At 64.6% G+C, this 16,092-nt stretch carries 18 protein-coding genes and 1 pseudogene; 5 read left to right on the forward strand and 14 right to left on the reverse strand.

Translation table 11 applies throughout. The features are described from left to right. Positions 1 to 9 precede the first annotated feature (9 nt). From CK222_RS09065 to CK222_RS09080, 4 genes are all read right to left on the reverse strand, one after another. Entirely contained in the window at positions 10 to 1,473 is a 1,464-nt protein-coding gene (locus tag CK222_RS09065; protein WP_067321133.1) for a RimK family protein, read from the reverse strand. Between the two features lie 4 nt (positions 1,474 to 1,477). Further along, a complete protein-coding gene (locus CK222_RS09070) occupies positions 1,478 to 2,575 on the reverse strand; it encodes a GNAT family N-acetyltransferase/peptidase C39 family protein (protein ID WP_095800112.1) in 1,098 nt (365 codons plus the stop codon). Between the two features lie 207 nt (positions 2,576 to 2,782). After that, entirely contained in the window at positions 2,783 to 3,577 is a 795-nt protein-coding gene (locus CK222_RS09075) for an anti-sigma factor (RefSeq protein WP_067321126.1), read from the reverse strand. After that, positions 3,574 to 4,092, reverse strand: coding sequence for an RNA polymerase sigma factor (locus tag CK222_RS09080; protein ID WP_095800113.1), 519 nt, complete (start codon positions 4,090 to 4,092; stop codon positions 3,574 to 3,576). The genes CK222_RS09075 and CK222_RS09080 overlap by 4 nt, the downstream gene beginning before the upstream one ends. Before the next feature lie 246 nt (positions 4,093 to 4,338). On the opposite strand from CK222_RS09080, the gene CK222_RS09085 reads away from it, so the two are divergent. Further along, positions 4,339 to 4,584, forward strand: coding sequence for a type II toxin-antitoxin system VapB family antitoxin (locus CK222_RS09085; RefSeq protein WP_095777849.1), 246 nt, complete (start codon positions 4,339 to 4,341; stop codon positions 4,582 to 4,584). After that, entirely contained in the window at positions 4,584 to 5,012 is a 429-nt protein-coding gene (locus CK222_RS09090) for a type II toxin-antitoxin system VapC family toxin (RefSeq protein WP_095800114.1), read from the forward strand. Before CK222_RS09085 ends, CK222_RS09090 begins: the two co-directional genes overlap by 1 nt. 3 nt (positions 5,013 to 5,015) lie before the next feature. Here CK222_RS09090 and CK222_RS09095 read toward each other — a convergent pair whose 3' ends face one another. Further along, the gene (locus tag CK222_RS09095) at positions 5,016 to 7,769 is read right to left on the reverse strand and encodes a DUF2339 domain-containing protein (RefSeq protein ID WP_095800115.1); all 2,754 of its coding nucleotides are present in this window, start codon (positions 7,767 to 7,769) and stop codon (positions 5,016 to 5,018) included. A 246-nt stretch (positions 7,770 to 8,015) separates the two neighbouring features. Here CK222_RS09095 and CK222_RS09100 point away from each other — a divergent pair, with 246 nt between their 5' ends. Beyond that, complete coding sequence (locus CK222_RS09100; RefSeq protein WP_095800116.1) at positions 8,016 to 8,480, forward strand: NUDIX domain-containing protein; 465 nt, start codon at positions 8,016 to 8,018, stop codon at positions 8,478 to 8,480. Here the strand turns inward: CK222_RS09100 and recO are convergent. Next, entirely contained in the window at positions 8,477 to 9,241 is a 765-nt protein-coding gene (gene recO / locus CK222_RS09105) for a DNA repair protein RecO (RefSeq protein WP_067321116.1), read from the reverse strand. The genes CK222_RS09100 and recO overlap by 4 nt on opposite strands. Positions 9,242 to 9,528: 287 nt before the next feature. On the opposite strand from recO, the gene CK222_RS09110 reads away from it, so the two are divergent. Then, entirely contained in the window at positions 9,529 to 10,323 is a 795-nt protein-coding gene (locus CK222_RS09110; RefSeq protein WP_095800117.1) for a type II CAAX endopeptidase family protein, read from the forward strand. A gap of 34 nt (positions 10,324 to 10,357) precedes the next feature. Here the strand turns inward: CK222_RS09110 and CK222_RS09115 are convergent. The 6 genes and pseudogenes from CK222_RS09115 to CK222_RS09140 all read right to left on the reverse strand — a co-directional run bounded on the left by CK222_RS09115 (position 10,358) and on the right by CK222_RS09140 (position 14,754). After that, positions 10,358 to 11,251: pseudogene (locus tag CK222_RS09115) on the reverse strand (aminoglycoside phosphotransferase family protein). Between the two features lie 40 nt (positions 11,252 to 11,291). Next, positions 11,292 to 12,224: a GTPase Era gene (era, locus tag CK222_RS09120; protein ID WP_095800118.1), complete on the reverse strand. Its 933-nt coding sequence runs from the start codon at positions 12,222 to 12,224 to the stop codon at positions 11,292 to 11,294. Next, positions 12,209 to 12,925: a ribonuclease III gene (gene rnc, locus CK222_RS09125; protein ID WP_066997455.1), complete on the reverse strand. Its 717-nt coding sequence runs from the start codon at positions 12,923 to 12,925 to the stop codon at positions 12,209 to 12,211. The genes era and rnc overlap by 16 nt, the downstream gene beginning before the upstream one ends. Positions 12,926 to 12,929: 4 nt before the next feature. Then, positions 12,930 to 13,679 carry a signal peptidase I gene (lepB, locus tag CK222_RS09130; protein ID WP_066997458.1) on the reverse strand — a complete coding sequence of 250 codons (750 nt, stop codon included), beginning with the start codon at positions 13,677 to 13,679 and terminating at the stop codon, positions 12,930 to 12,932. 80 nt (positions 13,680 to 13,759) lie between these two features. Continuing rightward, a complete protein-coding gene (acpS, locus tag CK222_RS09135) occupies positions 13,760 to 14,173 on the reverse strand; it encodes a holo-ACP synthase (RefSeq protein ID WP_067321104.1) in 414 nt (137 codons plus the stop codon). Then, positions 14,170 to 14,754, reverse strand: coding sequence for a DUF2062 domain-containing protein (locus CK222_RS09140; protein WP_095800119.1), 585 nt, complete (start codon positions 14,752 to 14,754; stop codon positions 14,170 to 14,172). The genes acpS and CK222_RS09140 overlap by 4 nt, the downstream gene beginning before the upstream one ends. Positions 14,755 to 14,919: 165 nt before the next feature. On the opposite strand from CK222_RS09140, the gene CK222_RS33360 reads away from it, so the two are divergent. Next, positions 14,920 to 15,051: a hypothetical protein gene (locus CK222_RS33360; protein ID WP_259979799.1), complete on the forward strand. Its 132-nt coding sequence runs from the start codon at positions 14,920 to 14,922 to the stop codon at positions 15,049 to 15,051. On the opposite strand, the gene CK222_RS09145 is transcribed toward CK222_RS33360, so the two are convergent. Beyond that, positions 15,032 to 15,412, reverse strand: a complete 381-nt coding sequence (locus CK222_RS09145) for a VOC family protein (protein WP_095800120.1) — start codon at positions 15,410 to 15,412, stop codon at positions 15,032 to 15,034. The genes CK222_RS33360 and CK222_RS09145 overlap by 20 nt on opposite strands. Positions 15,413 to 15,486: 74 nt before the next feature. Next, entirely contained in the window at positions 15,487 to 16,065 is a 579-nt protein-coding gene (gene pyrE / locus CK222_RS09150) for an orotate phosphoribosyltransferase (protein ID WP_095800121.1), read from the reverse strand. Between the last annotated feature and the right edge of the window lie 27 nt (positions 16,066 to 16,092).

Raw genomic sequence — 16,092 nt, forward strand, 5'->3', positions numbered from 1 at the left:
CAAAATGCTTTAGCGACCAGTGCGCTCCAGCCGCTCCAGGAACCATTGCGTAAGCCGCACCCAGAGCTCGTCCTTCTCGCCGGAATCCTCCCAGCCATGGTCGAGATTGGGGTTATCGTTGACCTCGATGACGAAGACGCCGTCCTTGGTTTCCTTGAGGTCGACGCCGTAGAGCCCGTCGCCGATGCAGCGCGCCGCCTTGACCGCCGTCTCGACCACGTGCGGCGGCGTCTGCTTCAGCGTGAAGGTCTTGATGCCGCCCTGATCGGGCTTGCCGTTGGCCTTGTGGTTGACGATCTGCCAGTGTTTTTTGGCCATCAGGTAATGCACGGCAAACAGCGGTTGGCCGCCGAGCACGCCGACGCGCCAATCATATTCGGTGGGGATGAATTTCTGCGCGATGAGGAGGTCGGAATCCTCCAGCCACTCGGTCGCCAGCTTTGTCAGATCGGCAAGGTTCTCGCATTTCTTGACCCCGCGCGAGAAGGATGAGTCCGGGATTTTCAGCACCAGCGGAAAGCCCAGCGTCTGGGCGGCGAGCTCCAGATCGGAGGTGCCGGCAATCATCACCGTCGGCGGTACCGGCACCTTGTTGTAGGTCATCAGCTCGTTGAGATAGACCTTGTTGGTGCAGCGGATCATCGACAGCGGGTCGTCGATCACCGGCATGCCCTCCTGCTGGGCGCGGCGCGCGAAGCGGTAGGTGTGGTTGGAGATGGATGTCGTCTCGCGGATGAACAGCGCGTCGTAATTGGCGAGCTTGGCCAAATCCTTCCTGGTGATCGGCTCGACCTCGACGCCCATCTTCTCCGCGATCCTCGCCCAGTAGCGCAGGGACGAAATCTCCGAAGGCGGCAATTCCTCATGCGGATCGACGAGCGTCGCGAACGTGTAGCGCGCCGGCGTGCGCCCCTTGGTGTCGCGCCACTCGCGGTTGGTGTAGGTCTCCAGGCATTGCAGGAAGACTTCTTCCTGCTCCTCGCTCATGCGCGCGAGCGGCAGGAAGCCGATCTTGCGGATCGAAGCCCATTCGGCGCTGTCCTTGATGTGGACCTCGAGCGCCGGCGCGCGAAACCAGTCGAACAAGAGCTTGGTGAACCGGTCCCAAACTTTCGAGGGCCCGATGCCAAAAAAGACTGCGACCTTCGTCGGAAAGGTTCCGTCGAGATCCTTGCGGCATTTGTTGAGAGCGAGCTCGAGTTCCGGCAACGCATGCTCATAGAGCTTGCGCTCCGACAGATCGATCATGGTCTCGACGGTCGGAATCACTTTGTGGCCGCGCGATCCGGCGAGCAGCGAGGCATAATAGCCGCGGCTCTGATAGCCGTAGTTGTTCGACAGGTTGATCACCTTAGGGCGCTGGCCGCGAAACAGCGCCGGATGCGCGAGATAGTCGCGGTTGGTGATGATCTTGTGCGGCGTCGCCACCTGGTCGAGATCGTTCTGCCTGCCTGTAAGGATGACCCAGGTCATTGTGTCAGCGTTTTCCCAGGTTGATGGCGGCGCGCAACCCGTCGCGGCCGAACTGAGCCATGTTCATGAAGATGCCATAGGGCACGGGAATGTTGGCGGCGTCGAGGATGGTTTCCTGCCTTTCGTCTTCGACCCAAGGATCGTGGATGAGGATATGGTCGCCGTCGTCGCCGATGGCCAGCACCCAATGCGGCACCTTCTTGCCGAACATCAGGAAGCCGCTGATCAACACCAGCACCAGCTTGCCCTCGGCAAGGGCGGCGCGGATGTCGTCGATGCCGAACGGACGGTAATTCACCGGGATGCCGTAAAGTTCCGCTCGCCGGCGGAAGTCGACCTGGGCGAGCTCCATCACCCGGCGCTTTTCCTCGCTGCGCACCGACTGCAGGAACAGCGCGCCGTGAAAGGATACGAAGATCTCGGCGGCAAGCCCGCTTTCATAGCCGGCAACCGCCAGGCCGAAAGGCTCGCAGCCGCCCGGCCCCGACATCATGAATACCGTGGTCGCCTCGCGCCACAGGCGTATTTCCATGACCGGATCGGGCACGAAGCCGGAATCGAAATTGGCGATTGCCATCATCAGGCAGCACGGACCGCAGGTGAACTCGCAGGTCTGCTGGTAAAACGGCACCCCGGTGCTGGTCGGGACATCGCCGCGCAGCGTCTTTTCGTAACGCAGCGCGGTGGCGCCGTCCTCGTAATAGTCGGGCTCGCGGCCGATTTTTCGGTAGCCTGCCTGCTCGTAGATGCCGATGGCGCGCTGATTGTCCTCGCGAACCTCGAGCCGCAGCATCATGCGATCGTGTTCATAAGCCGCCTCTTCGGCCGCGGCCAGCAGTTGGCGGCCGATGCCGAGATTGCCGAAGAACGGACCGACGGCGATGGAATAGAGCCGGGCCACGCCGCTGCCCTTGCGAAACAAGACCACCGCGTAGCCGGCGACATGGCCGTCATTCTCGGCCACCAGCATCTCGGCGGTCTCACGCTCGATCAACTGGCGAAAAGAGCGGCGCGACAGGCGATCGCTTGAGAAAACAGCCTTCTCGATGGCGGCGAGGTCATCGACGTCCGACGCGCGGGCCTTGCGGATCTCGGCAGGCATGCGGGGTTTGGGAGAACCTCGATTGGATTAAAGGAAACGGCCCCGGTCAAAAGCAGCACCCCGGCCGAAGCGCCGGTCTTCATCAAGCGCTATCGCTCCTTGATTAGGGCCGAATTGTGACAGGTTCCGCGGCGGCAGAAAAGCACCACGGCTTTGAACTGAACCACTAATTCGAAACAGCGTAGGCCGTTGAAAACAGCCGCCTCCTCAGCTCGAAATACCGGCCAGAAGCTGGCCATAGGCGCTCTTGGCGACCTCCGACAGACGCTCCGGCGGCAATGTGCCGACGACGGCGCAGCCATAGCCCTTGTCCAGCCAATACACCGCTTCCGGACCGTCAGCCTCGGCCGTATAGGTTCCCTTGGTGGTCTGCGATGATTCGGCGGTGACGAAGAGCGAGATGCGCTCGCCCTTGGCGTCCTCGTAAAGCAACATCGCGGCCTTGCCACGCTCGCCCGCCGGCAACAGCCGGCCGCCGACGAGTGCGAAGCCCTCGGCCGCGAGATCGGGCGCCACCAGCTTCAGCCCTACCCGGTTGGACAGCCAGGTCTGCAGATGGTCCTTGTCGCTTGCCGGCACCTCGACCGCGTGACGCTTCTCGGCGGCGTAGATGAGATGGGCGGAAATCGCCTGCTCCGCGAGTTGGTCGTCGCTCTCACCGCTGCGGCCAATGCCGTCGATGCCGGCGAGATAGCCACCGAACCCGCCGACCATCAGCACGGCTGCCGCCGCCGCCGAAAGCCACCAGCGCGAGCGCCAGGCAGGCGTCCGCGCCGGCGCTTCGCCAAGCACCGCGTGCCGTAGCCTTGCCGGCACCGGTTCGTCCATCACGCCGGCCAGGGCGGCGCGGAGCGCCGCACGGTCGGCTATGTAACGGGCGCTCTTCGCCTTCATTTCGGGATTGGCTTCGAGCCAGGCGTCATAGGCCATGCGCTCCTCGCCCGGCAGCTCGCCATCGAGGGCCATGTGGATATCGCGTTCGGTGAAATCGCGCCGGGTCATCGCTCGACGATCCTTATCGAGCGGCGGCGCGAGGAGTCGTCCAGCAGGCCGCGCAGTTCCTCGCGGCCGCGCGCGATGCGCGACATCAGCGTGCCGGCCGGCACGCCCAGGATGTTGGCGGCCTCGGCATAGGAAAAGCCTTCGATAGCGACCATGACCAATGCCGCGCGGCGATCGGGGCCGATCGCCTGCAGGGCATCCATGATCTCGCGCGAGGCTATGCTTTCGACCTGATCGGCGGGCGCGGCCTGGGCCTCGCCGGCTTCCAGAGGCAACATTGCCGCCTCGCCTCGCCGGTTACCCTTGCGCATCTGGTCGATGAACAGATGATGCATGATCGTAAACAGCCACCTCCTCGGGCTTTCTCCAGTTTGCCAGTTGTCGAGCCGCACAAGCGCCCGCTCGAGGCAGTCCTGGACGAGATCGTCGGCGGAATCGCGGTCGCGCAGCAACGAGCGCGCGTAGCGGCGCAGACGCGGTATCTCGCTCAGGATCGCTGCCTTCTTGTCGTCCATGACCGCTTGTTTCGTGGTCGTCTTCCATCTCGATTGAACGCGCCTTCCCGGCGCGGCGCAAGCAGCCAGCACGAAGCGGACCACCCGCTCCGGTACCCAAGCACCTGGATAACGCCGGCGGATGCCGGTTTATTCCCGGCGCGAGCGGAAGCGGAACCAAGGTTGAATACCGGTTCTGGCCATCGTATATTCGTCATTGAATATCTTGCATATTCATCTTAGAATATACGCCGGAGGAATTCGACAATGTCTTTGTATATCCGCGATGACGAGGTTGACGCGCTGGCTCGTCAGCTGCAGTCCGCGATCAAGGCGCCCACGAAGACTGAAGCCGTGCGGATCGCGCTCAAGCGTGAGCTCGAACGGGCACATGCCGTCCTCCCACTAAGCGAGCGCATTAGAAAGTATCAGGACGCAGCGAGGGCGCTCGGTCCGGACGACCCGGACTTCGACATGAAGAAATTCATGGACGAAGGATGGGATGACCTCTGATGTTCCTCGATGCTTCCGCTATCATCGCTATCATATCGGAAGAGCCGGATGCGAACCGCCTTCTTAGGAAAATGGAAGCCGCCGAGAAGCTTTATTTCTCGCCGAGTTCCGCATTCGAGGCGATTGTTGGGATAGCTCGCAGGAAGTCCGTAGCGGAAAACGGCGACCAGCTTCCGACACCACCCGCCCTGATCGAACGATGTAAAATGATCGTCTTGGGTTTCCTGGCCGAACTCAAGGCCGTTGAGGTCCCGCTGGACACGCGGATCCGAGAACTCGCTGTAAGGGCCGCGCAAGATTATGGTCGATATGTGGGCCACCCAGCCAAACTGAATTTCGGCGACTGCTTCAGCTACGCATGCGCCAAAGCCTATCGCGTACCTCTGCTCTACAAAGGCAACGACTTCTCGCAGACCGATCTGGCCTGACCTTTATTCGGCTCCTAACCTCGCCGCCCTTGTCAGCAGACGCTGATAGAAAAGTCCGATGCCGATCAGCACGGCGCCCAGACCGATGAAGGAGAGTGCGCGCAGCACGCCTTCCAGCTCCGACATGTCGAAGAGGAAGACCTTCAGCACGGCGACCGCTATGAGCACGGCCGAGGCAATGCGCAGCACCTGCGACCTCAGCCAGACGCCGGCGGTCAGCAGCGCCACGCCGATGACCAGCCAGAGCGCCGAATAGGTATAGGTCTCGAGCTGGCCGAGGCCGCTCCACAGGCCGATGAACTCGCCCTTGAACAGGCGCCGGACCGACAGCGTGGCGTAGGCGAAGGCGAGCAGCGAAGCGACCAGCGCCAGCATCGCGGCATACCATCTCGGGCGCCTCTCCCGGGCATAAAGCGCCAATGCTCCTGCTGCGACCGCCGGCAGCAGATAGGCGAGCAACAACAGGTTGAAGAACGGGACGGCGCCGGTCGATTCATCCGTCAGCAGCGGGTTCAGCACCACGAAATGCCGGATGACGATGAAGGCGACCGAGAGCACGCCGGCGGCCATCGAGCCATAGCGCAACACCGGGCTCGGCGAGCGCAGGTCGATGGCGACCAGTATGGCGCCGGCACCGAGCGCGATCAGCGTGTAGATCGCCTGCTCGGCAAGGGTGACGGGGCCGGTGTCGATGACGCCGCCATGCATGGCATGGCGCACCAGCATCGCAATCGTGAGCAGGCCGAACAGCGCCGAGGCCGCTTCCATGGCAAGACGCGGCCGTCCGTTGGTGGTGCGCGCGAGTTGCCAGGCGGCGAAGCCGAAGGCGAGCGCCGGAACGCCATAGCCCGGCAAGAGCCAATTGAAGACCGGCGTCGTCGACAGTGCCGCCGCGCCGACGATGGTCGGATCGAAGGCGACGCGACCAAGCACGGCGACAGCCGCGCCGACCGCGATCCAGCCCAGCACCGGGAAGCTGCGCCAGCGCGTCGCGAGCGCCGGCACGACGGCGGCGGCGCCGAGCAGCACCGTCGTCCAGCCGGAGCCGAAGGCCATGTGCAGCATCAACAAGCCTGCGACGCCGGCGCCGCCGAGCGCGAAGGAGACGGCGGGGCCGCCGCGGAGCGGCGGTTCCTCGGCGCGCGCGATCCACTCGCCGCCGGCGGCAAAGACGAGCACCAGAAGCAGGGCCGGCAGTGCGTAGCCAAAATCGCGGTCGATGTCGCCGAAGGTGAGCCAGAGCGCGGTGAGCACGACCAGCGGCACAATGACACCCCATGCCGCCCATGACGCGGCGCGGATAGGCGCAGCAGCCGCAAAGCGGCGCGCGGCCCAGAATCCGGCTGCGATGAAGACCAGGGCAAGCGCGATGCCGAGGCGGAAGGTCAGCGTGTCGGATGCGGCCAGCGGCTCGGCGCCCAGGCCGACATCCAGCGCATCGGCGCCGATGGTGGCGGGCGGGATGATGCCGAGATAGATCAGCGCGGTCGCCAGGCCGGCGGCGAAGAGGAGCGGCAAGGCGCGCGGCCGGTAGAGCGCCACTGCCAGCAGCGCGGCGAGCAGCACCGCGCCGTGCGAGGCATAACCCGCCTTGGCAAACACCGGATCGACCGACAGCCCGAGCGCGGTCAGCGCAACGAAGAAGCCGGGCGCGATTGATGGCCAGTCGAAGCCGGGCTCCGCGTCGTCGCGGCCAGCAGTCAAGAAATCGGCTAGCCAGACGAAGGCGAGCACGGCAAGCGAGGCCAGGCTGATTAACAGCACCGTCGAGAGATTCACCTCCGGTGCATTGGTCATGTAGACGATGGTCCAGATGCCGGTGCCGGCAAAGGCTGCCGCCACAAGCGCCTTCCAATCGCGGATGCGGGCGATAGCCGCCGTGGCGGCAAGCACGATCGCCAGGTAGACGAACAGCGCCCACGGGTTCGGCGCCTCCGAGGCGACGAGGGCCGGCGTCACCATGGCACCGACGAGGCCGATGCCGGCCAGCGCCAGGCCGTGGACCAGCGAGACGGCAATGGTGGCGACGCCGATCGCGCCGAGCAGCGTGAAGGCGAGCGCGGGGCCGATAAAGCCGTAGATGCCATAGGCTGCATAGACGGTGCCGAACAGGATGAAGGCGCCGGCGCCCGTCAGAATCGCCGGGATGTAGGCGCCGGCAGCTCCCTGCACCGGCACCCGGAAGCCGGTGCGGCGGATGAACTCGGCGCCGGCAAGCAGCACAAGACCGAGAACGCCGGCCATGGTCAGTCGCACGCCGGGGCCGAAAATGCCGGCCTCGATCGTGTAGCGGATCAGGAACAGGCCACCCAGCGCCAGCGCGATGCCGCCGACCCAGACCGCCCAACGCGTGCCGAGGGCCGTCTCGACATCGCGGGCGGCCCTTGCAGGTACTGCCGCTTCGGCCGGCGCGGCAGGTTGCGTCAATTGTCCCTCTCCGGCGGGTTCGGACGGAGTCCCCTCGCCCGCTTGGGCTGGCGCTTCGGCTTTTGGTTCGTCGGGCGTCGCGGCGGCTGTGGCCTGCGGGGCTGCTTCACCTGCCGGCGACGTGACCGCTGCGGCAATCACGGCGGGACCTTCGCCTGCAGCAGCTTCCGCGACCTCGCCAGGCCGGGGCGCGGGCTGCGGGATGCCCGAAAGCACCAAGCTGCGCAGCGCGCCAAGCTCGCGCTCGATCAGTCCGAGGCGCGTTTGCTGGCGTGAAATGATGACGAATAGAGCGATGACGGCGGCAATGGCGATCAGGCCGAAAAACATGGCGGTTTCCCCTCAAAACCGTGCCAGTCGTGGCCGACAAATGCGGCGATGAGACGGCTACCCAATCAGCGCCCTGCCGGCCTGCAAGATCGAGCATGTTTCGGCGCCGATTGCCAGCGACCGCAGGCTTTATCCAACGGCGATACGTCGAAGCGGCTGAGGCTCGGGCCGCAAATTGCCGGCCGCTCGCCGCGGACCACTCGTGCTATCCTCGAACGCTAGCGGGAATTAACAAGAGGATGACCGATGCCGCAACGAAGCGCGGGCCTGCTGATCTTCAAGCAAACCGCCGGTGTGTTCGAGTTCCTGCTGGTCCATCCCGGCGGACCGTTCTGGGCAAGGAAAGATGAAGGGGCCTGGTCGATCCCGAAGGGGCTGATCGACGATGGCGAGGACGATCTCGTGGCCGCTCGGCGTGAGGCCGAGGAGGAGCTAGGCGTCGCGATCGACGGCGATTTCCAGCCAGTCGGCAGCTACAAGCAGCCGGGCGGTAAAATCGTGATCGCCTGGAGCGTCGAAGCGGACATCGATGTGGATGTCGTCAGGAGCAACATGTTCACCATGGAATGGCCGCCAAGGTCGGGAGCCATGAAGGAATTTCCCGAAGTGGACAAAGCCGGCTGGTTCTCACTCCCAGACGCCGGTCTCAAGGTCCTGAAAGGCCAGCGTCCCATCCTCGACGATTTTCTGGAACGACGGCGAGCCGATTAGATCCTCGCCTCATTCGCGGCAATCACCTTCACCGCCACCTGATGCCGGCGCAGCGCCGCGAGGAATCCAGCGCGGGCGTCGGGCGGCTCGATGCCGCGCGGCTCATAAACGTGGCGGGTGAAGAAGAAGCCGGTCAGCCGGAAGGCGTCCTCGAGCGCCGCGGCATCGGCGCGCACGCCGGTGCCGCGCTGCAGGAAGGCCGGCAGCGCCAGCATCTTGTCGTGCCAAGCCGCGCCCGCGGCGCGCGAGACGGCGCGTCCGGATTTCGGCGAGACATAGGCGAGATCCTGCCGTGATCCGGTCGCCGCGCACTGGCTGAGGTCGAGGCCGAAGCCGAGTTCATCCAGGATCAGCAATTCGAAGCGCGCCACCAACTCGCCCGCGGCATCGGCATCGCCCAGATGGGAGATCATCACCGCAAGAGCCTCGTAGAGGCCGCCATGGGCATCGCGTTCGGGCAGAAGCCTGAGATGCGCGGCCATGGTCTGCAGGCCGTAGACGGCGACTGCGCTGTCCATCAGCCGGGCGGCGTTCATCTCGATCGCCTCGGCCTGGAAGATGCCGAGATGCTCGTCGAGACGCGCCCGCCACAAAAGATCGACGCGATTGCCGGGCTGCAGCACCGGCTGCTGCTTGCGCGAGCGGCCGCCCCGCACCAGGCCGAGATGCCGGCCATGGGCGCGCGTCATCACCTCGAGGATGGCGCTGGTTTCGCCATGCCTGCGGGTGCCGAGAATGATTCCCTCGTCGCGCCATTCCATACGTCGAGCTTTTCACCTGTTGGGCGGCGAAATCAAGATTGCCGTCCGTAACCCAAAATCTGTCCTGACAGTGATGGCAGGCAACGTCTGCCGCTGCCGCCGAGGCGGCAATATCGGAAAATTCTCAGAAACCGTTCGGGATTTTTCGGCCGCGCCGGCGCCAAATACCGGCACGTTGACCGGGTGAACCGGCGCAGACCGCCGAGCGGCTCGGCTGGCTTTTTCCCGAAGCGTCGACCTCTCGGGCAGGCGACCACTCGCAACAATGGCCCGATGAGAGGACCGTTATGAGCTCCTTCCTGGGCGAGGTGCGCGGGCACCAGTTGACCATCTTCTTTTCGCTGGCGCTCGGCCTGACATGGCTGGCGTTCATTCCCTTCTATCTGTCGCATGGCGAGAGCATTCCCTGGTTCACCTTCGGACCGGCAATCTCGGGCTTCACCGTCGCGGCACTCGCCGGCGGCTGGGGTGCGGTGAAGACCATCCTCGCCTCGATGGTGAAATGGCGCGTTCGCCCGATCTGGTATCTGGTGGCGGTCGGCCTGCCGTTCGGGACGCAGCTCGCCTCGATCCTGATCAATCCGTTCCTCGGTTCGGCGGAGCCGTCGTGGGGGAACATTCCGGCCTTCTCCGAGGTGGCGCCCATGATCGCGCTCTATGCCGTATTCAGCGGTCCGCTGGGCGAGGAGCCCGGCTGGCGCGGCTTTGCGACCCCGCATTTTCTTGGCCGTCGCCCAGCACTCGCCGGCAGCCTGATCCTCGGCGTGATATGGGCAATCTGGCACTTGCCGCTCGGCCTGCTTGGCGATCTCAGCCTCTACAGCACGATCAACGTCGTGCTGGCCGGGATCGTCTTCACCTGGCTTTACCAGAACACGGGCAGCGTATTGCTGGCCATCCTGATGCATGTCTCACACCAGAACAGCGTACGCTTCCTCGCCAAGGTGTTCGTCGACGGCGACTATATCCAGCAGCAATGGCTCGGCGTCGCGATCTGGGCGGTCATCGCGATCGCGATCGTTGCCTATTACGGCACGGAAAGCTTTATGCGACGGCCGGCGAAGCGACTTGCCACTGCATGAATACTCGACCGATGGCGGCGCCTGCTTGGCGCCGTCATCCCAATTTGCGATGATCGGCGAGCACTTCGTCGATCACCCGGCGCTGCCTCCCGACCTCGGCCTGGTTGGCGTCGTGACCGGCAACGGTGATGAGCGCCTTCCACAGCGTCCAGCCGCGTCCGCGCGCCCAGGTCGCGTCATCGACGGCGATGCGCGCGCGGAATGCCTCGCGGCTCTCGCCCTCGAACAGCGTCCAGGCAATCGCCAGATCGCAGGAGGGATCGCCGACGCCCGACGTGCCGAAGTCGATGACAGCGCTCAGACGGCCGTCCTCGACCAGCAGATTGCCTGAGGCGACATCGCCGTGGAACCAGACGGGCGAGCCGTGCCAGCCGGCAGCAAGCGCCGCCTTCCAGACGGCAGTGGCGGCTTGCGTATCGATCCGGCCTTCAAGCGCAGCGATGGCCTGTCTCGCCTCGTCGTCATAGACGGCCAGCGGGCCGCCGCGATAAAAATTGTGCTGGCCAGGTGCCGGCCCCGCGGTCGGATCGATCCGTTTCAGGGCTACGAGGAACTCAGCCAGCGAGACCGCGAACGCGCGAAGGTCGGCGATGTGACCGACTTTCGCCGTCTCGCCTTCGATCCAGCGGTAGACGGACCAGTGCCAGGGATAGCCCGCCGCCGGCTCGCCCATGGCGAGCGGCTCGGGAATCGGCAGCGGCAGAAGCGGCGCAAGCTTGCACAGTCAGCGATGCTCCTTCTCGACCTGCAGCGCATAGGGAGCAGCACTTGGCAGCCTGACCGCCATCGCGTCGCCGAGATGGAAGGTGCGGTTGTCCCAGCCGCCCAACGCGACCGGCTTCACAGGCAGATGCCGCCATTCGGGAAACTGCGCGTCGACGAGCCGCCGCACGAGAGCGGTGCCGATATCCATCTTCGGGCTGTGCATGTCGTTATCCCAAAACTGCGTCGCTTTTGGGCGACATGGATCAGTTGGGAAACTCCAATCCCATCTCGCGATAGCGCTCGGGGTCATCGCCCCAGTTCTCGCGCACCTTGACGAACAGGAAAAGATGCACCTTCTGCTCGAGGATCTCGGCGATCTCGGCGCGCGCGGCCTGGCCGATGGCGCGGATCGTCTCGCCCTTGTGGCCAAGCACGATCTTCTTCTGGCTCTCGCGCTCGACATAGATGACCTGCTCGATGCGCACCGAGCCGTCCTTCTTCTCCTCCCACTTCTCGGTCTCGATATGCGAGGAATAGGGAAGCTCCTGATGGAGCCTCAGATAAAGCTTTTCGCGCGTGATCTCGGCCGCGAGCTGGCGCATCGGCAGATCGGAGATCTGGTCTTCCGGATAGTACCAGGGACCGGCTGGAAGGGTCTCGGCAAGATAATCGAGCAGGTCCTTGCAGCCGGAGCCGGTGAGCGCCGAGACCATGAAGGTGCGCTTGAACGGCACTCTTTCGTTCGCTGCCGCGGCCAAAGCAAGAAGCGTATCCGGCTTGACCCGGTCGACCTTGTTGAGGACGAGCAGCATCGGCTGCTTGACGTCCTTCAGCCGGTCGAGGATGGCGTCGGCATCGCCTTTGATGCCGCGTTCGGCATCGATCAGCAGCACCACGACATCGGCATCCTTGGCGCCGCCCCAGGCGGTGGTGACCATTGCCGTGTCCAGCCGCCGCCTCGGCTTGAAGATGCCGGGCGTGTCGACGAAGACGATCTGCGCGTTGTGATGCGTGGCGATGCCGCGCACGATGGCTCGGGTGGTCTGCACCTTGTGGGTGACGATCGACACTTTCGCGCCGACCAGCTGGTTGACCAGCGTCGACTTGCCGGCATTGGGCGCGCCGATCAGCGCGACGAAGCCGGAGCGCGTGGCAGGCGTTTCGGAGGTTTGGGTGACGGTCATGCAGCGCTCCATACGCCTTCGCGCAGCAGCAACGCGGCCGCCGCCGCCTGCTCCGCTTCGCGCTTGGAACGGCCGCTGCCGATCGCCGGCGCGAAAGAGCCAACCTTGACGCTGACGGTGAACAGCGGGTCGTGGTCGGGCCCCTCGCGAGCATCCACCCGGTAGGCCGGCACCGCGCCCGACGCCGCCTGGTGCGCCCACTCCTGCAGCTCGGTCTTGGCGTCGCGGCGGGCAGCACCGATCGCCTGCGAGCGCGGCTGCCAGTAGCGATGGATAAACGCGCGGGCGGTCTCAAGGCCACCATCCAGATAAAGCACGGCGATCAGCGACTCCAGCGCGTCGGCACGCAGATTGGTTCGCTTGCGGCCTTCGAGATTGCGCACGTCGGAGCCGGCGCGGATCAGCTCCGGCAGGCCGATCTCCTCGGCGATCTCGGAGAGCGCCTCGGCATTGACCAGCGCGTTGAGGCGAAGCGACAGCTCGCCCTCGGCGGCATCCGGAAAGGCAGCGAGCAGCATGTCGGCCACGACTAGGCCGAGAACGCGGTCGCCCAAAAATTCGAAGCGTTCGTAGTCGACGCCGGCATGCGTCGAACGCGCGCTGGCATGGGTCAGCGCGCGCTGCAGACGCTGGCGGTCGGCGAAGGCGTGGCCGGTGCGCTCGACAAGCGCTTCGGCAAGGGCATCGGCGGTCAAACGCTTGGTCGCCGCCATGACCTTAGTGGACGAGATGGAACAGGCGGCCGGCACGCATCAGCGACGGCCACTTCCAGATTTCCAACGGGCTTGCGCCGTCGGCGATCGAGAAGAAGATGACGTTGGCGCGGCCGACGAGGTTCTCGGCCGGCACGAAACCGACGGTGAAGCGGCTGTCGGAGGAATTGTCGCGATTGTCGCCCATCATGAAATAGTGGCCGGGCGGCACGTCGAACTCGCGCGTGTTGTCGCCGATCGAATTGGGCGTCAGATCGAGCGTGTCATAAGTGACGCCGTTGGGCAGCGTCTCGCGATAGACGTCGACGGGACGGTCGACCTCGGTGATGTCGGGATTGTCGATCTGGCCGACCTTTTCGCGCGGCACGGCGGTGCCGTTGATGAAGAGCTGGCCGTCCTTGACCTGGATCTTGTCGCCGGGCAGGCCGACGACGCGCTTGATGTAGTCGACGGACGGATCCGGCGGGAACTTGAACACCACCACGTCGCCGCGCTTGGGCTCAGAGCCCCAGATGCGGCCGGAGAAAATATTGGGGCCGAAGGGCAGCGAGTAGCGCGAATAGCCATAGGCCCATTTGGTGACGAACAGATAGTCGCCTTCGAGCAGCGTCGGCCGCATCGAGCCGGAGGGGATGGAGAAGGGCTGGAACAGCAGCGTGCGGATGACAAGCGCGAGCAGCAGAGCCTGGATGATGACGGAAAAGGTTTCCCCAAGCCCGCCGGATTTCTTCTGCGATTTTTCAGCCACGCTCATGTCGTCCTCGATTGTGCGTTGGTTGGTATAGAGTCTCGGCGCGCGCTGGGCAACGTCATGCCGCCCGTGGTCAGATGGAATCAATGTGGCGCTTGTTCGGCGGGCACTGCCTCGATGATCACAAAGGCTTGAGCAAGTGGAAAATCGTCGGTGATGGTGAGGTGGATCAGCGCATGGTGGCCCTTGGGCAGGATTTTTTCCAGCCTGGCGGCAGCGCCGCCGGTGAGCGCCATGGTGGGCGCTCCGCTGGGCAGGTTGACCACGCCCATGTCGCGCCAGAAGACGCCCTCGGCCATGCCGGTGCCAAGCGCCTTGGCGCAGGCCTCCTTGGCGGCGAAGCGCTTGGCGTAGGAAGCGGCACGGGCCGCGCGCTTCTCCGACTTGGCCTGCTCGACCTCGGTGTAGATACGCTGGATAAAGCGCTGGCCGTGCCGTTCCAGGGACTTCTCGATACGTCTGATGTCGATCAGGTCACTGCCGATGCCGATGATCATTCCGCGGGAACTTCCCGTGCGCCCTGCCGGGCCTTCCTGGCTCGCTCGGTCATTCGCCGCTGCCGTTGCGCGCGAAAAGCGGTCATGCCCCACCGCGTGACACCATAGAAGACGAGCCCAAAGACCAAGCCGAGGGGCACCGCGCCGAGAAGCATCGGCTCCAGGATCGGGTGCCACAGCTTGGCGAAGGAAAGCGTGTGCATCATTTCCCCGAGATGCTCCGGCGGCCCATGCCTGGGCAGATGTTCATGCAGGATGAGCTTGCCAGTCTCCCAGGACGCGCCCCAGAGCAGCGGGAAGGACAGCGGATTGCCGAAGAACACCGCACCGAGGGCTGCCGCCACCAGATTGCCGGCGATCACCCAGCAGAGCACGGCGGCGATGATGAAGTGGAAGCCCAGCGGGAAGAAGGAGGCGAAAACGCCTGCCGCGACTCCGGCGGCCACCGAATGGGGCGTCGCTTTCAGCCGCAGAATGCGCTTGGAGAAATACTGAACGGAGCGCGAGAACGAGCGGCGCGGCCATAGGTAAGTACGCACCCGCTCCAGGAGGCCATCAGGCTCTCGGCGTCGAAAAAGCACTCTGTTTCGGTTCCTGGTCCAACACACGCTTCCCTGCCAGCCGGGTCGCGTCAACATATCTTGCGCTTCACCGGCGCAGGAAGGCAACAAAACTTTGCTATAGCGGCGATTGCCAGACCACGGAACAGCGAAACGTCGCCGCGATGGTCTGCCGCAGGCTCTTACATGAGCGCCATTCTGGCGAAACTGAGGAAGACTGGGCAAAGCATGTTTGGCCATTCGTCCTTGCGCGACCGCGGCGCCGAGGTATCGGACGCGGTCAGCCTGGGCTTTTCAGCTAAGTTCGATATTCGCTGACCTCGACCAGGTTGTCGTCGGGATCCCGGAAATAGACCGACATCATCCTGCCGCGAGCACCGGTGCGCTCGACAGGTCCGACTTCGACCGCCACACCGTTGGCTTCGAGGCTGGCGCGGATGTCGGCAAGAGGCACCGCAGTAATGAGGCAGAAATCGCCGGAGCCCGGGGTCGGCGCCTTCGCCTTCGGCTCAAAGGTGCGAGCGACCTCGTGCAAGTTGATCTTCTGCGATCCGAACAGAAGCGCGGTCGGCCGGCTCGGCTCGTCCAGCCGCCCCATGCCCAGCACGCGCTGATAGAAGTCGCAAGTCGCTTCGACAGACCGGACCGTCAGGACGAAATGATCGATGCCGGCTATCATGGGGCCTCTGCGCGCTTCGCTGGCAAAGAGATTCAACCGGCACCCTCAGGTACTTGTTTTCATTCATCGCCAGGTCAGATATTTCGGCTTCCCGGCTTAACGGCAGGGATGGCGGCAAGTTCCGGCGGCAGGCGGTCGGGCGGGTAGGCCGGCACCTCATATTCGGCGAGCGCAATCAGCGGCACGCCGACATCGGTCTTGCCGGCCGAACGGTCGATGATGCAGGCGGCCGCCACCACCTCGGCGCCGAGCTGGCGCAGGCAGTCGATGGTCTCGCGTATCGAGAGACCCGTGGTGACGATGTCCTCGACAATGACGACGCGCGATCCGTTGGCGATCTCGAAGCGACGCAGCCGGAACTCGCCCCCTTCCCGCTCGACCCAGACCGCCGGCGTGCCGAGATGGCGCGAGGTCTCGTAAGCCGGGATCAGGCCGCCGATCGCCGGGCCGACGACATAGTCGATCCTGCCCGGCACCGCCTCACGAATCTTCTCGGCCAGCGCCTTGCACAGGCGCTCGGTCTTGTCGGCATGCATGAAGACGCGCGCCTTCTGCAGGAAGATCGGGCTGCGCAGTCCGGACGTCAGGATGAAGTGCCCCTCGAGAACCGCGCCGGCCTCGCGGAAAATGCCCAGCACTTCATCGGTGTTCATTGTTCGCTCCATGCTCTTGGCGAGTGG

It is taken from the genome of Mesorhizobium sp. WSM3866, assembly GCF_002294795.1.
Classification (GTDB): Bacteria; Pseudomonadota; Alphaproteobacteria; order Rhizobiales; family Rhizobiaceae; genus Mesorhizobium.